We start from the raw sequence: 24,871 nt of genomic DNA on the forward strand, positions 1-24,871 counted from the left end.
GCAAAGTCGGTTGACAGCAGACAACAGATGAAAATAAATGTCTATACAACCCATGACAAGTGGAAAGCCCATGCAGCAGATTCATCCTGACGATGTGATATGGCGAAATGCGCGACTGGCTACGATGGCGCCGGACGTCCGTGCGCCCTATGGACTGAAAGATCAACACGCCCTGGTTATACGGGGTCAAACTATCCTGGCCGTGATACCTGAATCTGACATTCCGGCCGGACACACTCACTGTGTCGATCTTCAGGGTCGTCTGGTCACCCCGGGCCTGATTGATTGCCATACCCACCTGGTGTTTGGCGGCGATCGCGCGGCGGAGTGGGAGCAGCGTCTGAACGGTGTCTCTTATCAAACCATCAGTGCCCAGGGGGGCGGGATTAACGCGACCGTGACGGCGACGCGCAGCAGTTCACCCGAAACCCTGCTTAATCTGGCACAGCAGCGGCTTCAGCGTCTGATAAATGAAGGCGTCACCACGGTTGAAATCAAATCGGGATACGGCCTCAACGCCGAGGCCGAAGAGAAAATGCTGCAGGTCGCACGCCAGCTGAGCCTCAATAATCCGATCGATATCAGCCCAACGCTGCTGGCGGCCCATGCCGTTCCGCCGGAATACCGACAGGATCCGGATGCCTACCTCACGCTGGTCTGCGATCAGATATTGCCCACGCTGTGGCAAAAAGAGTTGTTTGAAGCGGTGGACGTGTTCTGTGAAAACGTCGGCTTTACCCCGTCGCAAACCGAGCGCCTCTTCAAGGCGGCGACCGCGCTCGGTATTCCGGTGAAAGGGCACGTCGAGCAGCTGTCGAATCAGGGCGGTGCGGCATTGGTCAGCCGGTATAAAGGACGCTCAGCCGATCATATCGAATATCTCGACGACGCAGGCGTTCAGGCGATGGCGCAAAGCGGCACGGTGGCGGTTCTGCTGCCCGGCGCGTTCTATTTTCTGCAGGAGCGCCAGCGTCCGCCGGTGGAACAGCTCAGAAAACAGGGCGTGCCAATGGCGGTCGCCACCGACTATAACCCCGGCACCAGCCCGTTTGCCAGCCTGCACCTGGCGATGAACATGGCCTGCGTCCAGTTTGGCCTGACGCCCGAGGAAGCCTGGGCTGGCGTCACGCGCCATGCCGCGCAGGCGCTGGGCCGCGGAGAAACCCACGGACAGCTGCGGGCCGGGTTTGTCGCTGATTTTATCGTCTGGGATGCACACCATCCGGTAGAGATGGTCTACGAGCCGGGACGCAATCCGCTGTATCAACGTATTTTCCGTGGGGAGGCAGTATGAGGTTATGGCGGCCCGTCGCCGAAACGGTCTGGCAGGGGCGCGACGACAGCGCCGAGGCCAGCAACGCAACGCGTATTTTCCAGACGATACGGCAGCAGGGGGCGTTCACGCCGCTGGCATCCGGCATTGCGCTGATAGGCTTTGAATGTGATGCAGGGGTAAAACGCAATCAGGGCAGGCCCGGCGCCGTGCAGGCGCCTGATGTGCTGCGCAAGGCGCTGGCAAATATGGCAAGCCATCCGGGACACGAGCGGCTGGCGGATATGGGGTCGGTTTACGTTGAAGGTGACGACCTGGAAGCGGCACAGCAGGCGTTAAGCGATGCCGTGACAGCCTGCCAGCGCTCCGGGATGCGCACGCTGGTCTTTGGCGGCGGACACGAAACCGCGTGGGCGCACGGTCGCGGCGTGCTGGACGCCTTCCCGAACGAGCGGGTGGTCATTATCAACCTTGATGCCCATCTCGATCTGCGCAAGGCCGACCGGGCGACGTCCGGCACGCCGTTTCGCCAGCTGGCGCACTACTGCGATGAGCGCGGGCGGGCATTTCAGTACGCCTGCTTTGGCGTGAGCCGGGCGGCGAACACGCAGGCGCTGTGGGATGAGGCTGAACGCCTGAACGTCACGCGGGTGGAGGATCTCCATTTCAGGCGCGATGCGCTATCCGCGCTGGAAAAGGTGCTGGCCCAGGCCGATCGCGTTTACCTGACGATAGATCTGGACGTCTTGCCCGCCAGCGAAATGCCCGCCGTTTCCGCTCCGGCCGCGTTAGGCATACCGGCACTGGATCTCCTCCCCGTCATCGAACAAATCTGCCGTAGCGGTAAGCTACAGGCCGCCGATCTGGTAGAGTTTAACCCGCAGTTCGATCGGGACGGGCAGGGCGCAAAGCTTGCCGCCCGTCTGGCCTGGCAAATTGCTCACTGGTGGGCATAACACTATTCAAGGAGTCACGATGTTTTCACGCTCACCCCTGCCGCCGTCGAGCCCTCCCGCGCCTTTCTACGAAAAGGTGAAGCAGGCGATCAGCGAAAAAATCGCCACCGGCGTCTGGCGGCCGCACGACCGCATTCCCTCGGAGGCCGAACTGGTGGCGCAGTTTGGCTTTAGCCGGATGACCATCAACCGGGCGCTGCGCGAGCTGACCGACGAAGGGCTTCTGGTGCGCCTGCAGGGCGTCGGGACGTTTGTGGCGGAGCCGAAAGGGCAGTCCGCCCTGTTTGAAATCCGCAGTATTGCGGACGAGATTGCCGCGCGTAATCATCAGCACCGCTGTGAGGTGCTGGTGCTCGAAGAGACCCAGGCCAGCGCCGAGCAGGCGGTAGAGCTGAACGTCAAAGAAGGCAGCCGCATCTTCCACTCGGTGATGGTGCATTTTGAGAACGACATTCCGGTGCAGATTGAAGATCGCTGCGTGAACGCTGAACGGATACCGGACTATCTGAACCAGGATTACACCCAGACCACGCCGCACGCCTATCTCTCGCTCGTCGCACCGCTGACGGAAGGAGAGCACATTGTGGAAGCCGTGCGCGCCACGCCGCAGGAGTGCGAACGGCTGCGCATTAAAGAGCACGACCCGTGCCTGCTGATCCGCCGTCGAACCTGGTCCTCGTCGCACATCGTGTCACATGCCCGTCTGCTTTTCCCGGGGAACCGTTACCGGCTGCAGGGCCACTTTATGTCATAAGTTTTATAAGCGTGATCGCTAACGCAATATAACAAAATTGTATCTTTTTTGTTAAAACCGACCTTGTGTGTGCTTGTCTATACAAGTATATCTAAATGCATCATCTGTCCCGTATAGGAGCACACAATGTCGTCAGGTAAATACCGCCAGCAGGACGTCCGCGCCGCGCGCGGCACCACCCTTACCGCCAAAAGCTGGCTCACCGAAGCCCCGCTGCGCATGTTGATGAACAACCTTGATCCTGAGGTGGCGGAAAACCCCCACGAGCTGGTGGTCTACGGCGGCATAGGCCGCGCCGCGCGCAACTGGGAATGCTATGACGCCATTGTTAAGGCACTGACCGAACTCGAAAACGACGAAACCCTGCTGGTGCAGTCCGGCAAGCCGGTTGGCGTGTTTAAAACCCACAAAAACGCCCCGCGCGTGCTGATCGCCAACTCTAACCTCGTACCGCACTGGGCCACCTGGGAACACTTCAACGAACTCGACGCGAAAGGGCTGGCGATGTATGGCCAGATGACCGCCGGGAGCTGGATCTACATCGGCAGTCAGGGGATCGTGCAGGGCACCTATGAGACCTTCGTGGAGGCCGGTCGCCAGCACTACAACGGCTCGCTGAAAGGCCGCTGGGTATTGACCGCCGGTCTCGGCGGGATGGGCGGCGCGCAGCCGCTGGCCGCCACGCTGGCCGGCGCGTGCTCGCTGAACATAGAGTGCCAGCAGAGCCGCATTGATTTCCGTCTGCGTACCCGTTACGTCGACGAACAGGCCGAGAATCTCGATGACGCGCTGGCGCGCATCAAAAAATACACGTCCGAAGGCAAAGCGGTGTCGATTGCCCTGTGCGGCAACGCGGCGGACATTCTTCCTGAACTCGTTGCCCGCGGCGTGCGCCCGGATCTGGTCACCGACCAGACCAGCGCCCATGACCCGCTGCACGGCTACCTGCCAAAAGGCTGGACGTGGGAAGCCTACCAGCAAAAAGCGGAAACCGATCCGGAAGGCACGGTGCTTGCCGCGAAACGCTCCATGGCGGAACACGTCTCCGCGATGCTGGCCTTCAGCCAGATGGGCATTCCGACCTTTGACTACGGCAACAACATCCGCCAGATGGCGAAAGAGATGGGCGTGAGTAACGCCTTCGACTTCCCCGGCTTCGTCCCGGCCTATATCCGCCCGCTGTTCTGCCGCGGCATCGGTCCGTTCCGCTGGGTTGCCCTGTCCGGCGACCCGGAGGATATCTACAAAACCGACGCCAAAGTGAAGGAGATCGTCGCCGATGACGAACACCTGCACCACTGGCTGGACATGGCCCGCGAGCGCATTAACTTCCAGGGCCTGCCGGCGCGTATCTGCTGGGTAGGGCTGGAGTGGCGTCAAAAACTGGGCCTCGCCTTTAACGAAATGGTGCGCAACGGTGAAGTTTCCGCGCCGATCGTCATCGGCCGCGACCACCTGGACTCCGGCTCCGTCGCCAGCCCGAACCGCGAAACCGAAGCCATGCGCGACGGCTCGGACGCGGTCTCCGACTGGCCATTGCTGAACGCCCTGCTCAACACCGCCAGCGGCGCGACCTGGGTGTCGCTGCACCACGGCGGCGGCGTGGGAATGGGCTTCTCCCAGCATTCCGGGATGGTCATCGTCTGCGACGGTACCGATGAAGCCGCCGCGCGTATCGCTCGCGTGCTCCACAACGACCCGGCCACTGGCGTGATGCGTCACGCGGATGCGGGTTACGAGATTGCCATTGACTGTGCCAAAGAGCAGGGACTTAACCTGCCGATGATCCCTGCCACACAAGGAAAGCATGAATGAACGCGTTAACACTCACTCCCGGCTCACTGACGCTCAAGCAGCTGCGTAACGTCTGGCGTCAGCCGGTCACCCTGTCGCTTGATGAAAGCGCCCACGCCGCCATTAACGACAGCGTGGCCTGCGTTGAAGCCATCGTTGCCGAAGGGCGCACGGCTTACGGGATTAATACCGGCTTTGGGCTGCTGGCGCAGACCCGCATCGCGACGCACGATCTGGAAAATCTGCAGCGTTCGCTGGTGCTGTCGCACGCGGCGGGCGTCGGTCAGCCGCTGGACGATGAGATTGTCCGTCTGATGATGGTGCTCAAAATCAACAGCCTGGCGCGCGGTTTCTCGGGCATTCGCCTGAGCGTCATCCAGGCGCTGATGGCGCTGGTGAATGCGGAGGTCTATCCGTGGATCCCGGCGAAGGGCTCCGTCGGTGCCTCCGGCGATCTCGCGCCGCTGGCGCACATGTCGCTGCTGCTGCTGGGTGAAGGCAAAGCGCGCTGGCAGGGCGAGTGGCTGCCTGCGAAAGAGGCGCTGAAAAAAGCCGGCTTAACGCCGATCACGCTGGCGGCGAAAGAGGGGCTGGCGTTGCTGAACGGTACCCAGGCATCGACCGCCTTCGCGCTGCGCGGCCTGTTTGAAGCGGAAGATCTGTTTGCCTCGGCGGTGGTGTGCGGTGCGCTGACCACCGAAGCGGTGCTGGGCTCGCGTCGCCCGTTCGATGCCCGCATCCACGAGGTGCGCGGTCAGCGGGGACAGATTGATGCCGCCGCGATGTACCGTCACGTGCTTACCGACACCAGCGAGATCGCGGAGTCACACCACAACTGTGAGAAGGTGCAGGATCCGTATTCCCTGCGCTGCCAGCCGCAGGTGATGGGCGCGTGCCTGACGCAGCTGCGCCAGGCGGCGGAGGTGCTGCTGGTGGAGGCCAACGCGGTCTCCGATAACCCGCTGGTGTTCGCCCAGGAAAACGAGGTGGTCTCCGGCGGTAATTTCCACGCCGAGCCGGTGGCAATGGCGGCGGATAATATCGCGCTGGCGATTGCCGAAGTCGGCGCGTTGTCCGAGCGCCGCATCGCGCTGATGATGGATAAACACATGTCCCAGCTCCCACCGTTCCTGGTGCGTAACGGCGGGGTCAACTCGGGCTTTATGATTGCTCAGGTGACGGCCGCAGCGCTGGCAAGCGAGAACAAGGCGCTGTCGCACCCGCACAGCGTGGACAGCCTGCCAACGTCTGCAAACCAGGAAGATCACGTTTCGATGGCACCGGCTGCCGGGCGTCGTCTGTGGGAGATGGCCTCCAACACCCGCGGCGTGCTGGCAGTGGAATGGCTGGCGGCAAGTCAGGGTATCGATCTGCGTGAAGGGCTCAAATCCAGCCCGCTGCTGGAGCAGGCGCGCCAGGTGCTGCGCGAGCACGTATCGCATTACGACGACGACCGCTTCTTTGCCCCGGATATTGATAAGGCGATGCAGCTTCTGGAAGAAGGGCGGCTGGTGGGGCTGTTACCTTCGGTGCTGTGATTTTTTTGCCCGGTGGCGCTGCGCTTACCGGGCCTACGAGTGCGAAATCCAGGCCGGGTAAGGCGTAGCCGCCACCCGGCTTTTTTTACGAATACATCGCCGTAATCGACGCGCTCCCCAGGGAATGGAAATGCACGTTAAACCCGACCATCGCGCCGCTCGCGCCTTCATCGACCTCAATTCTCTCCACGTCCAGCGCGTGCACCGTGAAGATATAGCGGTGAGTTTCCCCTTTTGGCGGCGCCGCGCCGCCGTAGCCCGCTTTACCGAAGTCAGTACGCGTCTGAATGGCACCTTCAGGCAGGGCAACCAGGTCTGAACCGGAACCCTGCGGCAGCACGCGCGTGTCGGCAGGCAGGTTCGCCACGATCCAGTGCCACCATCCGGAACCGGTTGGCGCATCCGGGTCATAGCAGGTCACGACAAAGCTTTTGGTGCCTGCCGGAACCTCGTCCCACGCCAGGTGCGGGGAGATGTTATCGCCCTGATACCCCATGCCGTTGAAAACGTGCCGTTCCGGCAGCTTTTCACCGTCGCGCAGATCTTTACTGATGATTTTCATACGGTTTACCCTCGTTGATCGCTCGTTCAGCAAGTGTAATGCATTGGGTTAAATCGTGAAATGCGCGGGAATGTTAACGGCTGTTACAACCGCGTCGGTTAATTTTCGAAGCTGCTCTGGCGTGATGCTGTACGGCGGCATCAGATAGATAAGCTTGCCGAAAGGCCGGACCCACACGCCCTGGTCCACGAAGAAGCGCTGCAGCGCCGCCATATTCACCGGATGGGTGGTTTCAATCACCCCGATGGCGCCCAGCACGCGCACGTCCGCCACGAAATTCGCGCCCGAGGCGGCGCTCAGTTCCGCTTTCAACTGCGCTTCTATCGCCGCAACCTGCGTCTGCCACTCGCCGCTCTCCAGAATCGCAAGGCTTTCACTCGCCACGGCGCAGGCCAGCGGGTTACCCATAAACGTCGGGCCGTGCATAAAGCAGCCGGCTTCACCGTCGCTGATGGTGTCGGCCACCTGGCGGGTCGTAAGCGTGGCGGAGAGCGTCATGGTGCCGCCGGTCAGCGCTTTACCGAGGCACAGAATATCCGGCGCAATACCCGCATGTTCGCAGGCAAACAGCTTGCCGGTGCGGCCAAAGCCGGTGGCGATCTCATCGGCAATCAGCAGAATGCCCTCGCGGTCGCACATCCTGCGAATACGCTTCAGCCATTCCGGGTGGTACATCCGCATCCCGCCCGCGCCCTGCACGATCGGTTCAAGAATGACGGCAGCAATCTCGTGACGATGTGCCGCCATCAGTCGGGCGAAGCCGACCATGTCCATCTCGTTCCACTCGCCGTCGAAGCGGCTCTGCGGCGCCGGGGCGAACAGGTTTTCCGGCAGATACCCCTTCCACAGGCTGTGCATGGAGTTGTCCGGATCGCAGACTGACATCGCTCCGAAGGTATCCCCGTGATAGCCGTTGCGGAAGGTGAGGAAACGCTGGCGCGCTTCGCCCTTCGCATGCCAGTACTGCAGCGCCATTTTCATCGCCACTTCCACCGCCACGGAGCCGGAATCCGCCAGGAACACGCACTCCAGCGAGTCAGGCGTCATCGCCACCAGGCGACGGCATAAATCCACCGCGGGCTGGTGGGTGATCCCGCCAAACATCACGTGCGACATCTGGTCAATCTGGGCCTTCATCGCCGCATTCAGGCGCGGGTGGTTGTACCCGTGAATGGCCGCCCACCAGGAGGACATCCCGTCAACGAGCTGTTCGCCGCTGGCGAGATGCAGCTCACAGTCGTGGGCGGAGGCCACCGGATAGACGGGAAGGGGGCGGGTGGTGGAGGTGTAAGGGTGCCAGATATGCTGCTTGTCGAAGGCGAGATCGTCCTGGGTCATAATCGACTTGTAAACCATTTTGAAAAGTTTTAGGTTTACGAGTATAAACCGAACCGAAAATTAACAAAACCCTTTGGAGAAGCCCGATGGCTCACCACGCACGCTGGACGATGTCGCAAGTTACTGAATTATTCAACAAACCTTTCCTTGAGCTGATGTTCGAAGCCCAACAGGTGCATCGTCAGCACTTCGATCCCCGCCATGTTCAGGTCAGCACGCTGCTGTCGATCAAGACCGGCGCCTGCCCCGAAGACTGCAAATACTGCCCGCAGAGCGCGCGCTACAAAACCGGTCTGGAGTCAGAGCGCCTGATGGAGGTCGAGCAGGTCCTCGACTCCGCGCGCAAGGCCAAAAACGCCGGTTCAACCCGCTTCTGCATGGGCGCGGCGTGGAAGAACCCGCACGATCGCGACATGCCGTACCTGGAGCAGATGGTGAAGGGCGTGAAGGAGATGGGCCTCGAAGCCTGTATGACGCTCGGCACGCTCAACGAGGAGCAGGCGCAGCGCCTCTCGGCCGCGGGGCTGGATTACTACAACCACAACCTCGATACCTCGCCGGAATTTTACGGCAATATCATTACCACGCGTACCTACCAGGAGCGTCTGGATACGCTGGATAAAGTGCGTGACGCGGGGATCAAGGTCTGCTCCGGCGGCATCGTGGGCTTAGGCGAGACGGTGAAAGACCGCGCGGGCCTGCTGCTGCAGCTGGCGAACCTGCCGACACCGCCGGAAAGCGTGCCGATCAACATGCTGGTGAAGGTCAAGGGCACGCCGCTGGCGGATAACGAGGACGTGGATGCGTTTGATTTTATCCGCACCATCGCGGTGGCGCGCATCATGATGCCAACGTCTTACGTTCGCCTCTCAGCGGGCCGCGAGCAGATGAACGAGCAGACCCAGGCGATGTGCTTTATGGCCGGCGCCAACTCCATCTTCTACGGCTGCAAGCTGCTGACCACGCCGAACCCGGAAGAGGACAAAGACGTTCAGCTGTTCCGCAAGCTGGGGCTGAACCCGCACCAGACCGAGGTGCTGACGGGCGATAACGAGCAACAGCAGCAGCTGGAGCAGCAGATTTTCAACGCCGACACCGACCAGTTCTACAACGCGGCAGCCGTATGACCTGGCAGGCAAGTATCAACTCTGCGCTCGACGACCGTCGGGCGGCAGAGGCATTTCGCGTTCGCAGGGTGGTGGAAAACGGCGCGGGTCGTTTTCTTACCCGTGAAGGCCAGCAGTTCTGCAATTTCTCCAGCAACGACTATCTCGGGCTGAGCCAGCATCCGGCCATTATACGCGCCTGGCAGCAGGGCGCGGAGCGGTTTGGCGTGGGCAGCGGCGGATCGGGACACGTCAGCGGATACACCACGGCGCATCAGGCGCTGGAAGAGGCGCTTGCCGACTGGCTGGGCTACCCGCGCGCGCTGCTGTTTATCTCTGGGTTTGCCGCCAACCAGGCGGTCATCACGGCACTGATGGGCAAAGACGATCGCATTGTCGCCGATCGCTTAAGCCACGCCTCCCTGCTGGAGGCGGCAAATTTAAGCCCGGCGCAGCTGCGGCGTTTTGCCCATAACGATGCGGGGCAGCTTGCTGCGCTGCTGGATAAACCCTGCGACGGACAACAGCTGGCGGTCACGGAAGGGGTGTTCAGCATGGACGGCGACAGCGCGCCGCTTGCCGCGCTGCACGAGGCCGCAAAGCGGCAAAACGCCTGGCTGCTGGTGGACGATGCCCACGGCACTGGCGTGATGGGCGACGAAGGGCGCGGGAGCGCATACCAGCAAAACGTGAAGCCGGAACTGCTGATTGTCACCTTCGGCAAAGGCTTTGGCGTCAGCGGCGCCGCCGTGCTGTGCAGCGAATCCGTCGCCGACTATCTGCTGCAGTTTGCCCGCCACCTGATTTACAGCACCAGCATGCCCCCGGCGCAGGCCGTAGCGCTGTCGGCGTCGCTGGCGGTGATACGCAGCGCAGAAGGAGATGAGCGTCGCCAGCGGCTGGCAGAGCATATTGCGCGCTTCCGTCAGGGACTCGCGGCGCTGCCTTTCCACAGTCCCGATTCGCAGAGCGCTATTCAGCCGGTGATTGTCGGTGAAAACGGCCGCGCGCTGGCACTGGCACAGGCGCTGCGCCAGCGCGGCATGTGGGTCACCGCCATCCGCCCGCCAACCGTTCCACCGGGCACGGCGCGGCTGCGATTAACCCTGACGGCGGCGCATGAAGCACAGGACATTGAGACGTTGCTGGAGGCGCTCCATGATGCCGGTGAATAAGCAGGCCATCGCTGCCGCATTTGGCCGCGCCGCGCAGAGCTATTCGCAGCATGATGAGCTGCAGCGTCTGAGCGCGCAGGGGCTTCTGGCCGCCCTTGGCGAGAACGGTTTTCCACAGGTGCTGGACGCCGGGTGTGGTCCCGGCAGCAACAGCCGCTACTGGCGCGGGGCGGGAAGCCAGGTGACGGCTATCGATCTCTCAGCCCGGATGCTGGAAGAGGCACGCCAGCGGCAGGCGGCAGATCGTTATCTGCTGGCCGATATCGAGGCGATCCCGCTGGCGGACGCGCAGTTCGATCTGGTCTGGAGCCATCTGGCGGTTCAGTGGTGCAGCAGCCTGCCGCAGGCCCTGCGCGAGCTTTATCGCGTGGCGCGGCCGGGCGGGAAGGTGGCCTTTACCACCCTGCTGGAAAGTTCGCTGCCGGAGCTGAATCAGGCCTGGCAGGCAGTCGATGAACAGCCGCACGCTAACCGGTTTTTATCGCATGAGCAGGTGACGCAGGCGCTGGCAGGCTGGCGCGCTCGCAGCGTGGTGCAGACCATCACGCTCAATTTTAGCGATGCGTTCAGCGCCATGCGTTCGCTGAAGGGCATAGGTGCCACGCACCTGCATACCGGACGCGAGAAAAAGCCGCTCACCCGCGGTCAGCTGCAGCGCCTTGAGCTGGCCTGGCCGCAGCAGCGGGGTCAATTCCCGCTCTCCTATCAACTTTTTCATGGGATTATCGAACGTGACTGAACGTTATTTTGTCACCGGCACGGACACAGAAGTGGGCAAAACGGTTGCCAGCACGGCATTGCTGCAGGCGGCACGGCTGCTCGGGAAAAACACCGCCGGGTATAAGCCCGTGGCGTCCGGCAGCGAGATGACGGCGGAAGGGTTACGCAACACCGACGCGCTGGCGCTCCAGCGTAACAGCACGCGTGAACTCGCCTATTCTGCAGTGAATCCGTACACCTTTGCCGAACCGACCTCGCCGCACATTGTCAGCGCTGACGAAGGTCGTCCGATTGATTTTGCCGTGCTGTCTGCCGGACTGCGGACGCTGGAAAATCAGGCCGACTGGGTGCTGGTGGAAGGGGCCGGCGGCTGGTTTACGCCGCTTTCAGACACGCAGACGTTTGCTGACTGGGTGCAGGCCGAGCAGCTTCCGGTCATTCTTGTCGTCGGCGTCAAGCTGGGCTGCATCAATCACGCCATGTTGACCGCACAGGCCGTACAGCAGGCCGGGCTGCGTCTTGCGGGCTGGATAGCCAACGACGTGGTTGCGCCGGGTAAACGCCATCAGGCGTATCTGGCGACGCTCAGGCGCGTCCTTCCCGCGCCGTGCCTCGGGGAGATCCCCTGGCTTGCTGACGGCGCGGAAAATGCCGAAACCGGACGTTATCTCGATCTCAGCGTTTTGCTTCCCGCGACATCCAGTGAGCGATAAGCTCGTCATCCAGTTCGTTAACGTGGCCCTGCGCCACGTTACGCCCGCGATAGAGCAGACAGAAACGGTCCGCCACCCGGCGGATAAACGACAGCTGCTGCTCCGCTAACAGCACCGTCATACCCAGCTCCCGGTTTAAGCGCCCCAGCAGCTGCACCAGCTTCTGGGCAACGCTGTGCCCCGCGCCGTGCAGCGGTTCATCCAGGATCAGCAGGTGAGGGCGGTTCACCAGCGCATTAGCCAGCGCCAGCTGATACTGGTCGTCCGGAGAGAGCGTGTTGGCGCGGGTTCGTCGCAAGGCATAGAGCGCCGGGAACAGGTCGTAAACGTCATTTTTCGCCTCCGGGTTCGGTTTCCCCGTCGCCCGCATGGCGATATGCAGGTTCTCCTCAATCGTGAGCTGGGAGAAGATCCGCCTGTCCTGCGAGACATAGCCTATCCCCGGCCCGGAACGCTGTTCTGGCGGCGGGTTGAGCAAATCGCGCGGCGGCGCGCCCGCCTCATACCAGATGATGCTGCCGCTTTCGACGGGCACTTTCCCGGCGATGCAATTCATGAGGGTGGTTTTTCCCATCCCCGGCAGGCCAACGACGCCTGTACACATCCCTTGCGGAAAATCTAAATCCACATTCCATAGCGTATGTTGACTTCCGTAAAACTGATTCACTGCACGCAGGCTCAACATCTTTCTCTCCTTAAAAATGTGTGTAGGTGTGGCTCGTTGTTAAACTGCAAAACCCCTGCCATAAAGCGGAAAGTGATTAAAAAAGCGTCTTTTTTAGGAATAAGTCACAGAAGCGCGGGGGATAAAAAGGGGGATTGCACATCGACGGTGCCGACGGTGTTGAGTTGTGGTGCAGAGCCAGAAATGATGGAAATGTGAGCAAGATCTCGTCAGTTGGTTATGAATGACGCGACTGTTAATCAGCAAAAAAGAGCTATAAAAATTTTTTGCTGCCGCCTCGTGGGAAAATCCGGGAATTTGCAGAGCGCCAGTCTGTATGGGCTGGAAGCAGTTATCCACTATTCCTGTGGATAACCATGTGCATTAGAGTTAGAAAACACGCGATAAGCGAGAGCACACGCGGCTTACGCCCAAATTGACGCGAAACGCGGCTTTAGAAAATATCGTTTATTTTTTAATTGGTTAGATAAAATCAATTCCCGTCATGAAAGTGTCACCCGTTGCCATAAAACTATCATTACCTGGCTTGACAAATGTTAAAAAAGAAAAAGTTCTGGGGATAACCTGACCTGACTGGTGTTTTATGTTGCCACTGTCCAAATTTTGGCCGCTATCGCGCTAATCATTCAGGCGCTATGCTAAATATCCTGACATGCTACTGGTTTTTCATCCAGTGTTTTTTACTGGCATTCCTGGCAACAAGGAGTAAAATTATTCACCTGCCGCTTATAACGTCATCAGGTTGTCGCCCATGAGTAAACCGTTCAAATTGAATTCTGCTTTCCGTCCGTCTGGCGATCAGCCTGAAGCGATCCGTCGTCTGGAAGAGGGGCTGGAGGATGGGCTGGCGCACCAGACGCTGCTCGGGGTTACCGGCTCGGGTAAAACCTTTACCATTGCCAACGTGATTGCGGATCTCCAGCGCCCTACGATGGTGCTGGCGCCCAACAAAACCCTGGCGGCGCAGCTTTACGGCGAGATGAAAGAGTTCTTCCCGGAAAACGCCGTTGAGTATTTCGTCTCCTACTACGATTACTACCAGCCAGAAGCCTATGTGCCGAGCTCTGACACCTTCATCGAGAAAGATGCGTCGGTGAACGAACACATTGAGCAGATGCGACTGTCGGCCACTAAGGCGCTGCTGGAGCGTCGCGATGTGGTTGTGGTGGCCTCTGTTTCGGCGATTTACGGCCTGGGCGACCCGGATCTCTATCTCAAGATGATGCTGCACCTGACGCAGGGGATGATCATCGACCAGCGCGCGATTTTGCGTCGTCTGGCGGAGCTGCAGTACACCCGCAACGACCAAGCCTTCCAGCGTGGTACGTTCCGCGTGCGCGGCGAAGTGATCGACATCTTCCCGGCGGAATCGGACGATATGGCGCTGCGCGTTGAGCTGTTTGACGAGGAGGTCGAACGCCTGTCGCTCTTCGACCCGCTGACAGGACACGTTGAGTCGGTGATCCAGCGCTTCACCATCTACCCGAAAACGCACTACGTGACGCCGCGCGAGCGTATCGTGCAGGCGATGGAAGAGATCAAAGTGGAGCTGGCCGAGCGCCGCAAGGTGCTGCTGGCGAACAATAAGCTGCTGGAAGAGCAGCGCCTCAGCCAGCGTACTCAGTTCGACCTGGAGATGATGAACGAGCTGGGCTACTGCTCCGGCATCGAAAACTACTCCCGCTTCCTCTCCGGGCGCGGGCCGGGCGAGCCGCCGCCGACGTTGTTTGATTACCTTCCGGCCGACGGTTTGCTGGTGATCGACGAATCCCACGTCACGATCCCGCAGATCGGCGGAATGTACCGCGGCGACCGGGCGCGTAAAGAGACACTGGTGGAGTACGGATTCCGCCTGCCGTCAGCGCTGGATAACCGCCCGATGAAGTTCGAAGAGTTTGAGGCGCTGGCGCCGCAAACCATCTACGTCTCTGCCACGCCGGGCAACTACGAGCTGGAAAAATCGGGCGATGAGGTGGTTGACCAGGTAGTGCGTCCGACCGGGCTGCTGGACCCGATTATCGAGGTGCGTCCGGTGGCGACGCAGGTAGACGACCTGCTCTCTGAGATCCGCGCCCGTTCCGCCATTAACGAGCGCGTGCTGGTGACCACGCTCACCAAGCGTATGGCGGAAGACCTGACCGAGTATCTCGAAGAGCACGGCGAGAAGGTGCGTTATCTGCACTCGGATATCGATACCGTGGAGCGCATGGAGATTATTCGCGACCTGCGCCTGGGCGAGTTTGACGTGCTGGTAGGGATTAACCTGCTGCGGGAAGGTCTGGATATGCCGGAAGTCTCGCTGGTGGCGATTCTGGACGCGGATAAAGAGGGCTTCCTGCGCTCTGAACGCTCCCTGATCCAGACCATTGGCCGCGCCGCGCGTAACGTCAACGGGAAAGCGATTCTGTACGGCGACAAAATCACCCCGTCAATGGCGAAAGCGATCGGTGAGACGGAGCGCCGCCGCGAGAAGCAGCAGCGCTACAACGAAGAGCACGGCATTACCCCGCAGGGGCTGAACAAGAAGGTGGTGGATATTCTGGCGCTGGGCCAGAACATTGCCAAAACCAAAGCGAAAGGCCGCGGCAAGGCGCGTTCAGTGGTGGAAGAAGATACCGTCGTGCTGACGCCGAAGGCGCTGCAGCAGAAGATCCACGAGCTGGAAGGGCAGATGATGCAGCACGCGCAGAACCTGGAGTTCGAAGAGGCGGCGCAGATCCGCGACCAGCTTCATCAGCTGCGGGATCTGTTTATCGCGGCATCGTGAGTTTTTTGCCCGGTGGCGCTGCGCTTACCGGGCCTACAGGTTTAGCGTCTTTTATAGCCCCGGTAAGCGCAGCGCCACCGGGGTTTTTGTTAACCCAACGCCTGAATCGCTTTCTCCAGCGCCTCGCGCAGCAGGTGGCGGTCGTGACGATATTTAATATCGCTGGCTTCCAGCGGCTCCTGCACCACCACGCGATCGCCAATCCCTGTCACATCCACTTTTGGCCCAACCACGACACCGTCGATAATTTTCTTACCGACGTACTGCTCCATCAGGTCCAGCTTGTCCGCCAGCGACAGGCTCGCCGCTGCCGGGCTCAGCTCACGGCCCAGGTTACCGATATAGACCATCGGCGCCGGGGTGCGGCGCAGCGCCTGCGCCAGCTCTTTCACCAGCAGGATCGGCATCAGGCTGGTGTAAAAGCTGCCCGGGCCGATCAGAATTAAATCCGCATCGCCAATTGCTTCTACGGCTTCACGCGTCGCCGGCACGCTCGGGTAAGTCATCAGCTCTTTGGGCGGCAGCAGAAGCTGGTCAATGTTCACCTCGCCGTACACTTCATGCCCTTCGGCGTCGATGGCCATCAAATCGACCGGTTGTTCAGACATGGGGATCAGGAATGCGTCCACTTTGAGCAGGTTACGGATCAGATTGATGGCTTCGAGAGGCCTTACGCTCAGGTGATCCAGCGCCTTTAACATCAGATTTCCGAGGTTATGTCCGGAAAGTTCGCCATTGCCGCCAAAACGGTACTCAAACATCGCCGACGCGACGCTCGGCTCGGTAATTAACTGGTTCAGGCAGTTGCGCATATCGCCCCAGGCAATACCGCCTTCGGCACGTCTGATCCGCCCGGTTGAGCCGCCGTTATCGGTGGTGGTCACTATCCCTGTCAGCCTTGAGCCGAGTGACGACAAAGAGGACATAACGCGGCCCAGGCCGTGGCCTCCGCCAAGAGCGACCACTCGGTCAAGATCCGCAAAAGTGCGATTGCGCATACATATTCCTTATCACGTTCGATCGCGTAACAGTAACCTAACTACCCCTAAAAGACGATGCCTCACCCGAAGCAAAATGACGTATATCAATGTGAAAGTGCAGTTTTTAGGTATTCTGTAGCGAAAATGCAGGATTGATTCGCTATATACGAAATTATATAGCGAAAAGCGATAATGGCGCTGTCAGACTTTCCGCGCTACTATCGCCTTAACCACGTTTTCAACACTGAAAACATACACTCTAGCCCTTGTGCCTGTGTCGAAAGATATGGCGCTCTGGCCGTGGCGAATTTGCCACCAGGGTACAGAAAGAAATGACTGTGCCTCCCGTATCTGGAAAGGTGTACATGGCTTCACAACTTACTGATGCTTTCGCGCGTAAGTTTTATTACTTGCGTCTGTCGATTACCGATGTGTGCAACTTCCGTTGCACCTACTGCCTGCCCGACGGCTACAAACCGGGCAGCGTCACCAATAACGGCTTTCTCTCCGTGGATGAAGTGCGCCGCGTCACGCGCGCCTTCTCTGAGCTCGGCACCGAAAAAGTGCGTCTGACCGGCGGTGAACCCTCTCTGCGCCGTGATTTCCCGGACATCATTGCCGCCGTGCGTGAAAACGACCGCATTCGCCAGATTGCCGTGACCACCAACGGTTACCGCATGGCGCGCGACGTGGCCACCTGGCGCGATGCGGGCTTAACCGCCATTAACGTCAGCGTGGACAGTCTCGACGCCCGCCAGTTTCACGCCATTACCGGCCAGGATAAATTCCGCCAGGTGATGGACGGCATCGACGCGGCGTTCAGCGCCGGGTTCGAGAAGGTCAAAGTCAATACGGTGCTGATGCGCGACGTCAACCACCATCAGCTGGACACCTTCCTCGCCTGGATCAAATCCCGCCCCATTCAGCTGCGCTTTATTGAGCTGATGGAAACCGGCGAGGGCAGCGAGCTGTTCCGCCGTCATCACATCTCCGGCATGGTGCTGCGCGACGCGCTGCTGAAACGCGGCTGGATCCACCAGATCCGCCAGCGCAGCGACGGCCCGGCGCAGGTCTTCTGCCATCCTGATTACGAAGGCGAAATTGGGCTTATTATGCCTTACGAGAAAGACTTCTGCGCCAGCTGTAACCGCCTGCGCGTCTCTTCCGTCGGCAAGCTGCACCTGTGCCTGTTTGGGGACGGCGGCGTGGACCTGCGCGATCTGCTGGCAGACGATGCCCAGCAGGAGGCGCTTGAAGCACGCATTTCTGAAGCGCTGACGCATAAAAAACAGACCCACTTCCTGCATCAGGGCAATACCGGCATTACTCAGAACCTGTCTTACATCGGCGGGTAATCAGGCTTAAGAAGGAATCAGAAGATGAGTCAGGTAAGCGCAGAATTTATCCCGACACGCATTGCTATCCTTACCGTTTCCGATCGCCGTGGCGAAGAGGATGATACCTCCGGCCACTGGCTGCGCGAGGCGGCCCATGACGCGGGACATCACATCGTCGATAAAGCGATCGTGAAGGAGAACCGCTACGCCATTCGCGCGCAGGTCTCTCAGTGGATCGCCAGCGATGAGGTGCAGGTGGTGCTGATCACCGGCGGCACCGGCTTTACCGCGGGCGATCAGGCGCCTGAAGCGCTGCTCCCGCTGTTCGACCGCGAGGTGGAAGGCTTCGGCGAGGTGTTCCGCATGCTCTCCTTTGAAGAGATTGGTACCTCCACGCTGCAGTCGCGCGCCGTTGCCGGGGTGGCGAACAACACCCTGATTTTCGCCATGCCGGGCTCGACCAAAGCCTGCCGCACCGCGTGGGAAAACATCATCGCCCCGCAGTTGGATGCCCGTACCCGTCCGTGTAATTTCCATCCCCATTTAAAGAAATAAGCTATGTCACAACTGACCCACATTAACGCCGCTGGCGAAGCGCATATGGTGGACGTCTCCGCCAAAGCGGAAACGGTGCGCGAGGCGCGCGCCGAAGCGTACGTCACCATGCTGCCGGAAACGCTGGCGATGATCATCGACGGCAGCCATCACAAGGGTGATGTCTTTGCCACCGCCCGCATCGCCGGTATTCAGGCCGCCAAGCGCACCTGGGACTTAATTCCGCTGTGCCATCCGCTGATGCTGAGCAAGGTGGAGGTAAACCTGCAGGCGCAGCCGGAGCACAATCGCGTGCGCATTGAATCGCTGTGCCGCTTAACCGGCAAAACCGGCGTGGAGATGGAGGCGCTGACGGCAGCGTCCGTGGCCGCGCTGACCATCTACGACATGTGCAAAGCGGTGCAGAAAGACATGGTGATTGGCCCGGTTCGCCTGCTGGCAAAAAGCGGCGGCAAATCCGGAGATTTTAAGGTGGACAGCCATGATTAAGGTGCTCTTTTTTGCGCAGGTGCGCGAGCTGGTGAATACCGACAGCCTGACGCTGGATGCGTCTTTTGACAACGTTGCGGCTCTGCGTGCGCATCTGGCGGCACAAAGCGACCGCTGGGCGCTGGCGCTCGACGAAGGCAAGCTGCTGGCCGCCGTTAACCAGACGCTGGTGGAGCTTACCCATCCGCTGAAGGCCGGGGATGAAGTGGCCTTCTTCCCGCCGGTCACAGGGGGCTAATATGAGTGAAACCCGCATTCTGGTTGGCCCTGAGCGCTTTAACGTAGGGACAGAATACAGCTGGCTGGCGGAACGCGACGAAGACGGTGCGGTCGTGACCTTTACCGGCAAAGTGCGCAATCACAACCTCGGTGACAGCGTGAAGGCGCTGACGCTGGAGCACTATCCCGGCATGACCGAGAAATCGCTGGCGGAGATAGTGGACGAGGCGCGAGGCCGCTGGCCGCTCGGACGCGTCACGGTGATTCACCGCATCGGCGAGATGTGGCCCGGCGAGGAGATTGTCTTTGTCGGGGTGACCAGCGCGCACCGCGGCAGCGCGTTTGCGGCAGGGGAGTTCATTATGGATTACCTCAAAACCAAAGCGCCGTTCTGGAAGCGCGAAGCCACGCCGGAAGGCGACCGCTGGGTGGAATCTCGCGATAGCGATAAACAGGCCGCCAGCCGTTGGTAGTCGGTTTACGTGGATGTGTTACTCTTAACGAGTGTGTCTACTTAATCTTAATCAGGAGTGAATCATGGACCGATTTCCGCGTTCCGATTCAATAGTGCAGCAGACCCGTAGCGGCCTGCAGACGTATATGGCGCAGGTGTACGGCTGGATGACGGTTGGCCTGCTGCTTACCGCGTTTATCGCGTGGTATGCGGCGAATACGCCGGAGCTGATGATGTTTATCTTCTCCAGCAAAATCACCTTCTTTGGGCTGATTATTGCGCAGCTGGCGCTGGTGTTTGTGCTTTCGGGTCTGGTGCACAAGCTGAGTGCCGGCATGGCAACGACCCTGTTTATGCTCTATTCGGCGCTAACGGGGCTGACGCTTTCCAGCATCTTTATCGTTTACACCTACTCATCCATCGCCAGCACCTTCGTGGTCACCGGCGGGATGTTTGGTGCGATGAGCCTGTACGGCTACACCACGAAGCGCGATCTGAGCGGTTTCGGCAGCATGCTGTTTATGGGGCTGATCGGGATTGTGCTGGCGTCGCTGGTGAACCTGTGGCTCAAGAGCGACGCGCTGATGTGGGCCGTGACCTATATCGGGGTGGTGCTCTTCGTCGGGTTGACGGCCTATGACACCCAGAAGCTGAAAAACATCGGCGAGCAGATCGACGTACGCGACAGTTCAAACCTGCGCAAATACTCGATTCTGGGCGCGCTGACGCTCTATCTTGACTTCATCAACCTGTTCCTGATGCTGCTGCGGATTTTAGGCAACCGTCGCTAAGGTTGTTTGCCGGGTGGCGGCTTCGCCTTGCCCGTCCTGCGAAGCGCGAACCGTAGGTCGGGTAAGGCGAAGCCGCCACCCGACTTATTCACTTCGCTAGCATCCTCTCATTCTTCGCCCGCAGCTTTTTCGCCCGACTTTCCAGAACCAGATAGCAGACCGTTGCCAGCGCCAGCGGCAGGAAGTAATACAGCATCCTGTACGCCAGCAGGGCGGCGATAATCGTTCCCTGAGAAACATGCTCCCCGGCCAGCAGGGCAATAAACACCGCCTCCAGCACGCCGATCCCCGCCGGAATGTGCACAATCACCCCGGCAATGCTGCTCACCAGCAGCACGCCCAGCACGAAGAAGTAATTGACGTCCTCGCCAATCAGCAGCCAGATGATGGCCCCCATGGCCATCCAGTTGGCGCTGGAGACCGCCATCTGCAGCACCGCAAACTTCCACGAGGGCAGGACCAGCTTTTGCCCTTTGATGGTCATATGGCGGCGCTTTGCAAACGCGCAGGCCCAGAGATAAACGGCGATAATCAGCAGCAGCACGATGCCCAGAATGCGCAGCGTGGCCTCGTCGATATACCAGTGCGCGGGCAGCTGCACGACGCCGATGGTGAAGATCACCCCGCCGAGCAGGATATAGCCCAGCCAGTTGGTGGTAATGCTCAGGGAAAAAATACGCGTGATGGTCCCGCCCGGCAGGCCGAGCCGCGAGTAGAGGCGATAGCGCATGCCAATCCCCCCGACCCAGGTGCTCAGCGTCAGGTTAAAGGCGTAGCAGATAAACGACACCAGCATCACCTGACGTTTGGCCAGCTTGTGGCCGCAGTAGGCACGACCCAGAAGGTCATAGCAGCCGTACATCAGGTAGCTCACGATAACCAGCCCCGTCGCGCCCAGCAGCACCATCCGGTTATAGTTGCGGATGACCTTCCACACCTCTTCCCAGTCCACTTTCTGCGCGTAGACCACCAGCAGCACCGCGACGGCAATAAAGAATACCCAGGTGAGGATCTTTTTTGCCAGACGCCAGCGTGGATGCGATTTTGACATCAGGGTTTGCCTCCGTCTTCCGCTTCAATGCGGTCCTGGGTTTCCATTTCGGGTTGTACCGGCGGGTCCACCTGCGCCAGCTTCGGCGTATGCGCCGGCAGCCAGCCGACCATCGCCGGGAAATGCCGCAGGAAGTGGAACACCACCACGCTGATGCCCAGGTTCCACCAGGTGCGTTTGGGAACCATAGACTCATCCACGCGCACGCAGTCGTTAACGATCAACGCCTGCAGGTTATCCCGCAGGGTCTGGTTAAACTGGCGGTCGTGAATGATCAGGTTGGCTTCAAGGTTAAGCGACAGGCTCAGCGGATCGAGGTTGCTGGAGCCCACGGTGGCCCAGTGATCGTCCATCAGCGCGACTTTGCCGTGCAGCGGTCGACGACGATATTCGTAGATCTGGACGCCGCCCTTCACCAGGTAGTTGTACAGCAGCCGCGCCCCGACTTTGACGATCGGCATATCCGGCTCGCCCTGGACAATCAGCTTCACGCGCACGCCGCGTCTTGCAGCATTGCGCATGGCATGCAGCAGGCGATAGCCCGGGAAAAAGTAGGCGTTGGCGATGATCACTTCGCGCTTGGCGTTGGCCAGCATTTTAAGATAGTGGCGTTCAATGTCGTCCCGGTGCTCGCCGTTGTCGCGCCAGACGAAAAGCGCCTGCGCTTCGCCGGGCTTCCGGTTCTCTTCCGGGCGATGGCGGCGTCGCCACCAGCGGCGTACGGCCTCTTTCCCCGGCAGGTTCTCCAGCTCAAACAGCAAGATGTCCTGCACCACCGGGCCTTCAATGCGAATGGCGTAATCCTGCTTCGCTTCCGGACCGTAGTCGGACATATGTTCCGCCGAGTAGTTAATGCCGCCGACAAACGCTACCGTCTCATCCACCACCACAATTTTGCGGTGCATTCGGCGGAAAAGGTTGGTCCGCATGCCGAACAGGCGAGGGCCGGGATCGTAGTAGCGGAATACCACGCCTGCGGCGGTCAGTTCATTGACGAACGCATCGCTGAGGTCCGGCGAGCCGTAGCCATCCAGCAGTACTTCAATTTTGACGCCGCGCTGTGCGGCGCGCAGGAGCACGCTGTGCAGCTGCTTGCCGACGTTGTCTTCGAACCAGATAAAGGTTTCGAGGATCACTTTCTGCTGGGCGTTATCAATTGCCTTAAACACGGCCGGGTAATACTCGTCCCCGTTGACCAGCAGCGTGATCCGGTTGCCTTCCTGCCAGGAACATTTCATAAGTGGATCTCCGCGCTGAGCGGGGCATGGTCGGAAAGATGCCGCCAGTTGAGAAGCGCCAGGGCGGTCGGGCTGCTGGCGTGGGCATTTTTCACGTAGATGCGGTCAAGCCGCAGCAGCGGGAAACGGACCGGGAACGTGCGCGCAGGCCTGCCGTTCGCCCGGGTGAAGATCTCCTCCAGCCCGGCATCCACCTTCAACGGATGGTTTGCCCGCTGGCGCCAGTCGTTGAAATCGCCTGCCACGACAACAGGTTCACCGTCAGGCAGCGCGTTAGCCCATTCGGCCAGCATTTTCAGCTGCGCCTGACGATGGGCTTCGCGCAGGCCCAGATGAACGCAGCCGACGTGGATGGGCAGCTCAAGGTCGGGCGGGGTAATGCGGCAGTAGAGCAGGCCGCGTTTTTCGCTCTCCCCGACGGAAACGTCGCGGTTTTCATAGTGTTCAATGGGATAACGCGACAGCACCGCGTTGCCGTGATGACCTTCAGGATAGACCGCGTTGCGGCCGTAGGCGTAATCGCTCCACATGGTGTCGGCCAGAAATTCATAGTGCGGCGTGTCGGGCCAGTTCTCAAAGTGAAGCGGATGTACTTCGTGTGCGCCCATCACCTCCTGCAGGCAGACAATATCCGCGCTGACGGTGCGCACCGCGTCGCGCAGCTCCGGTAAAATGAAGCGGCGGTTAAATGCTGTGAAGCCCTTATGAATGTTTATCGTCAGCACTTTAAGCGAGAAATGCTGCATTTTTTTCGTCATAAGCTCCTTCCTGAGTGACTATCCCGATGAAAATAAAGTGTAGTCGTCGTCACAAAAAGATGCGGCGTTACGGAATTTTCCGTAAAGTGCGGTAGTCTGATTAAGCAGAGAAAAATCCTTCAGGAGAGAAGCCATGAAGTGGCAACAACGTGTTCGTGTCGCAACTGGCCTGAGTTGCTGGCAGATAATGTTGCATTTACTGGTCGTGGCCGTACTGGTGATGGGCTGGATGAGCGGCACGCTGGTACGTGTTGGCCTGGGGCTATGCGTCCTTTACGGCGTCACCGTGCTGTCGATGCTGTTTTTACAGCGCCACCATGACGCGCGCTGGCGCGAGGTGGGTGACGTGCTCGAAGAGCTCACCACCACCTGGTACTTTGGTGCGGCGATGATTGTTCTGTGGCTGCTGTCACGCGTGCTGCAAAACAACCTGCTGCTGGCCCTGGCGGGTCTGGCAATCCTCGCAGGGCCTGCGGTGGTCTCGTTGCTGACCAAAGAGAAAAAGCTACGCGATGTTGCGTCTAAACATCGCATAGGCCACTGAGCCTGTCGTGGCCGCGATGACCAGTAGCGGCCACAAACTTCCCCAGACAATATCCAGACTCGCATCCTTCAGATAGATTTGCTTGGTGATATCCGTAAAGTGCCTTATCGGGTTTATCCACGTCAGATCCTGGAGCCACACCGGCATATTCTCAACCGGCGAGACGTACCCGGAGAGCAGGATCGCGGGCATCATAAAGACGAATACCCCGATAAACGCCTGCTGCTGCGTCGAGCAGAGTGCGGAGATCAGCAGCCCAAACCCCACCAGCGACAGCCCGTAAATCACCATCGTGAAGTAAAACAGCGCCAGCGATCCGGCGAACGGGATCTGGTAGGCCCAAATTCCCACGCCCAGCACGATGGTGGCCTGGAAGGTGGCGACAATCAGCGCCGGCACCGCTTTGCCGACGAAAATTTGCCAGGTGGCGAGCGGAGAGACCAGCAGCTGATCCAGCGTGCCCTGTTCGCGCTCGCGGGCGACGGAGAGAGAGGTCACAATCATCACCCCGATGGTGGTGATCATGGCGATCAGCGACGGCACCACGAACCACTTGTAGTCCAGATTCGGGTTATACCAGTTGCGCACCACCAGTTCGCTGTTGTTGGGCTTCGGTTTGCCCTCCATCAGCTCCTGCTGGTAATCCTTCACCACCTGTTGCAGATAGTTGGCCGCTATCTGGGCGCTGTTGGAGTTACGCCCGTCGAGGATCAGCTGCATCGGCGCGGTCTGGAAGGTATCCAGATTGCGGGAGAAATCCGCCGGGAACCGCACCAGCAGCAGCGCTTTTTGCGTGTCGATGGTGGGCTGAATGTCCTGCGGGCTTTTAAGCAGCAGGATGTGGGTAAAGGCTTTCGCACGCGCAAAGCGCTGCGTTAGCTCGACGGAATGTTTGCCGTTGTCTTCGTTGTAAATGGCAATGGTGGCGTTGGTCACCTCCAGCGTGGCGGCAAACGGGAACAGTAAAACCTGGATCAGCACCGGCAACACCAGAATGGCGCGGGTTTGCGGCTCGCGCAGCAGGGATTGCAGCTCTTTGCGTATTAACGTCCATAAACGGTGAAACATGCGCGC

25 protein-coding genes and 1 riboswitch are annotated in these 24,871 nt (G+C 59.8%); of the genes, 17 read left to right on the forward strand and 8 right to left on the reverse strand.

Going from position 1 to position 24,871, the window contains the following annotated elements; genetic code table 11:
- Positions 1-70: 70 nt before the first annotated feature.
- The 5 genes from hutI to hutH all read left to right on the forward strand — a co-directional run bounded on the left by hutI (position 71) and on the right by hutH (position 6,315).
- Positions 71-1,294 (forward strand): imidazolonepropionase, encoded by a 1,224-nt coding sequence (hutI, locus tag L362_RS20375; protein WP_023343610.1) that lies wholly within the window; start codon positions 71-73, stop codon positions 1,292-1,294.
- Complete coding sequence (gene hutG, locus L362_RS20370) at positions 1,291-2,229, forward strand: formimidoylglutamase (protein WP_023343611.1); 939 nt, start codon at positions 1,291-1,293, stop codon at positions 2,227-2,229. The genes hutI and hutG overlap by 4 nt, the downstream gene beginning before the upstream one ends.
- Before the next feature lie 19 nt (positions 2,230-2,248).
- Positions 2,249-2,983, forward strand: coding sequence for a histidine utilization repressor (locus L362_RS20365; protein ID WP_023343612.1), 735 nt, complete (start codon positions 2,249-2,251; stop codon positions 2,981-2,983).
- Positions 2,984-3,109: 126 nt separating this feature from the next.
- Positions 3,110-4,798 carry a urocanate hydratase gene (gene hutU, locus L362_RS20360; protein WP_023343613.1) on the forward strand — a complete coding sequence of 563 codons (1,689 nt, stop codon included), beginning with the start codon at positions 3,110-3,112 and terminating at the stop codon, positions 4,796-4,798.
- Positions 4,795-6,315 (forward strand): histidine ammonia-lyase, encoded by a 1,521-nt coding sequence (gene hutH, locus L362_RS20355; protein ID WP_023343614.1) that lies wholly within the window; start codon positions 4,795-4,797, stop codon positions 6,313-6,315. The genes hutU and hutH overlap by 4 nt, the downstream gene beginning before the upstream one ends.
- A gap of 85 nt (positions 6,316-6,400) precedes the next feature.
- Here hutH and L362_RS20350 read toward each other — a convergent pair whose 3' ends face one another.
- Positions 6,401-6,877 (reverse strand): kinase inhibitor, encoded by a 477-nt coding sequence (locus tag L362_RS20350; protein WP_021240999.1) that lies wholly within the window; start codon positions 6,875-6,877, stop codon positions 6,401-6,403.
- A 48-nt stretch (positions 6,878-6,925) separates the two neighbouring features.
- The gene (gene bioA / locus L362_RS20345; RefSeq protein ID WP_023343615.1) at positions 6,926-8,233 is read right to left on the reverse strand and encodes an adenosylmethionine--8-amino-7-oxononanoate transaminase; all 1,308 of its coding nucleotides are present in this window, start codon (positions 8,231-8,233) and stop codon (positions 6,926-6,928) included.
- 68 nt (positions 8,234-8,301) lie between these two features.
- On the opposite strand from bioA, the gene bioB reads away from it, so the two are divergent.
- The 4 genes from bioB to bioD are packed head-to-tail and all read left to right on the forward strand — an operon-like array spanning position 8,302 to position 11,929.
- Complete coding sequence (bioB, locus tag L362_RS20340; RefSeq protein ID WP_008501133.1) at positions 8,302-9,342, forward strand: biotin synthase BioB; 1,041 nt, start codon at positions 8,302-8,304, stop codon at positions 9,340-9,342.
- The gene (gene bioF / locus L362_RS20335) at positions 9,339-10,496 is read left to right on the forward strand and encodes an 8-amino-7-oxononanoate synthase (protein WP_023343616.1); all 1,158 of its coding nucleotides are present in this window, start codon (positions 9,339-9,341) and stop codon (positions 10,494-10,496) included. Before bioB ends, bioF begins: the two co-directional genes overlap by 4 nt.
- Positions 10,480-11,235, forward strand: a complete 756-nt coding sequence (bioC, locus tag L362_RS20330; protein WP_023343617.1) for a malonyl-ACP O-methyltransferase BioC — start codon at positions 10,480-10,482, stop codon at positions 11,233-11,235. The genes bioF and bioC overlap by 17 nt, the downstream gene beginning before the upstream one ends.
- A complete protein-coding gene (gene bioD, locus L362_RS20325; protein ID WP_023343618.1) occupies positions 11,228-11,929 on the forward strand; it encodes a dethiobiotin synthase in 702 nt (233 codons plus the stop codon). Before bioC ends, bioD begins: the two co-directional genes overlap by 8 nt.
- Here the strand turns inward: bioD and L362_RS20320 are convergent.
- Complete coding sequence (locus tag L362_RS20320) at positions 11,892-12,614, reverse strand: ABC transporter ATP-binding protein (protein ID WP_008501137.1); 723 nt, start codon at positions 12,612-12,614, stop codon at positions 11,892-11,894. The two genes, bioD and L362_RS20320, sit on opposite strands and share 38 nt — an antisense overlap.
- A gap of 751 nt (positions 12,615-13,365) precedes the next feature.
- Here L362_RS20320 and uvrB point away from each other — a divergent pair.
- A complete protein-coding gene (gene uvrB, locus L362_RS20315) occupies positions 13,366-15,381 on the forward strand; it encodes an excinuclease ABC subunit UvrB (protein WP_008501138.1) in 2,016 nt (671 codons plus the stop codon).
- Between the two features lie 89 nt (positions 15,382-15,470).
- Here the strand turns inward: uvrB and yvcK are convergent, their stop codons facing one another.
- A complete protein-coding gene (gene yvcK, locus L362_RS20310; protein WP_008501139.1) occupies positions 15,471-16,379 on the reverse strand; it encodes a uridine diphosphate-N-acetylglucosamine-binding protein YvcK in 909 nt (302 codons plus the stop codon).
- A 225-nt stretch (positions 16,380-16,604) separates the two neighbouring features.
- Positions 16,605-16,739: riboswitch (molybdenum cofactor riboswitch) on the forward strand.
- Between yvcK and moaA the strand changes: the two genes are divergently transcribed.
- The 6 genes from moaA to L362_RS20280 all read left to right on the forward strand — a co-directional run bounded on the left by moaA (position 16,727) and on the right by L362_RS20280 (position 20,206).
- Positions 16,727-17,716 carry a GTP 3',8-cyclase MoaA gene (gene moaA / locus L362_RS20305; protein WP_008501140.1) on the forward strand — a complete coding sequence of 330 codons (990 nt, stop codon included), beginning with the start codon at positions 16,727-16,729 and terminating at the stop codon, positions 17,714-17,716. Its footprint overlaps the riboswitch before it by 13 nt.
- 24 nt (positions 17,717-17,740) lie before the next feature.
- On the forward strand, positions 17,741-18,253 hold the full coding sequence (gene moaB, locus L362_RS20300) for a molybdenum cofactor biosynthesis protein B (protein ID WP_021240991.1): 513 nt from the start codon (positions 17,741-17,743) through the stop codon (positions 18,251-18,253).
- A 3-nt stretch (positions 18,254-18,256) separates the two neighbouring features.
- Entirely contained in the window at positions 18,257-18,742 is a 486-nt protein-coding gene (gene moaC, locus L362_RS20295; protein WP_021240990.1) for a cyclic pyranopterin monophosphate synthase MoaC, read from the forward strand.
- Positions 18,735-18,980, forward strand: coding sequence for a molybdopterin synthase sulfur carrier subunit (gene moaD, locus L362_RS20290; protein WP_023343619.1), 246 nt, complete (start codon positions 18,735-18,737; stop codon positions 18,978-18,980). The genes moaC and moaD overlap by 8 nt, the downstream gene beginning before the upstream one ends.
- 1 nt (position 18,981) lies before the next feature.
- On the forward strand, positions 18,982-19,434 hold the full coding sequence (gene moaE / locus L362_RS20285) for a molybdopterin synthase catalytic subunit MoaE (protein ID WP_021240989.1): 453 nt from the start codon (positions 18,982-18,984) through the stop codon (positions 19,432-19,434).
- A gap of 64 nt (positions 19,435-19,498) precedes the next feature.
- On the forward strand, positions 19,499-20,206 hold the full coding sequence (locus L362_RS20280) for a Bax inhibitor-1/YccA family protein (protein ID WP_008501145.1): 708 nt from the start codon (positions 19,499-19,501) through the stop codon (positions 20,204-20,206).
- A gap of 88 nt (positions 20,207-20,294) precedes the next feature.
- On the opposite strand, the gene L362_RS20275 is transcribed toward L362_RS20280, so the two are convergent.
- Genes L362_RS20275 through L362_RS20265 form a run of 3 tightly spaced genes read right to left on the reverse strand, consistent with a single transcriptional unit; the run spans position 20,295 to position 23,253 of the window.
- Positions 20,295-21,257, reverse strand: a complete 963-nt coding sequence (locus tag L362_RS20275; RefSeq protein WP_008501146.1) for a lysylphosphatidylglycerol synthase domain-containing protein — start codon at positions 21,255-21,257, stop codon at positions 20,295-20,297.
- The gene (clsB, locus tag L362_RS20270; protein ID WP_023343620.1) at positions 21,257-22,495 is read right to left on the reverse strand and encodes a cardiolipin synthase ClsB; all 1,239 of its coding nucleotides are present in this window, start codon (positions 22,493-22,495) and stop codon (positions 21,257-21,259) included. The genes L362_RS20275 and clsB overlap by 1 nt, the downstream gene beginning before the upstream one ends.
- A complete protein-coding gene (locus tag L362_RS20265) occupies positions 22,492-23,253 on the reverse strand; it encodes an endonuclease/exonuclease/phosphatase family protein (protein ID WP_008501148.1) in 762 nt (253 codons plus the stop codon). Before L362_RS20265 ends, clsB begins: the two co-directional genes overlap by 4 nt.
- Positions 23,254-23,386: 133 nt before the next feature.
- Between L362_RS20265 and L362_RS20260 the strand changes: the two genes are divergently transcribed.
- A complete protein-coding gene (locus L362_RS20260; RefSeq protein WP_008501149.1) occupies positions 23,387-23,797 on the forward strand; it encodes a YbhQ family protein in 411 nt (136 codons plus the stop codon).
- On the opposite strand, the gene L362_RS20255 is transcribed toward L362_RS20260, so the two are convergent.
- Positions 23,759-24,865: an ABC transporter permease gene (locus L362_RS20255; RefSeq protein WP_023343621.1), complete on the reverse strand. Its 1,107-nt coding sequence runs from the start codon at positions 24,863-24,865 to the stop codon at positions 23,759-23,761. The two genes, L362_RS20260 and L362_RS20255, sit on opposite strands and share 39 nt — an antisense overlap.
- Between the last annotated feature and the right edge of the window lie 6 nt (positions 24,866-24,871).

This window comes from Enterobacter sp. MGH 16 (assembly GCF_000493175.1).
GTDB lineage: Bacteria > Pseudomonadota > Gammaproteobacteria > Enterobacterales > Enterobacteriaceae > Enterobacter > Enterobacter roggenkampii.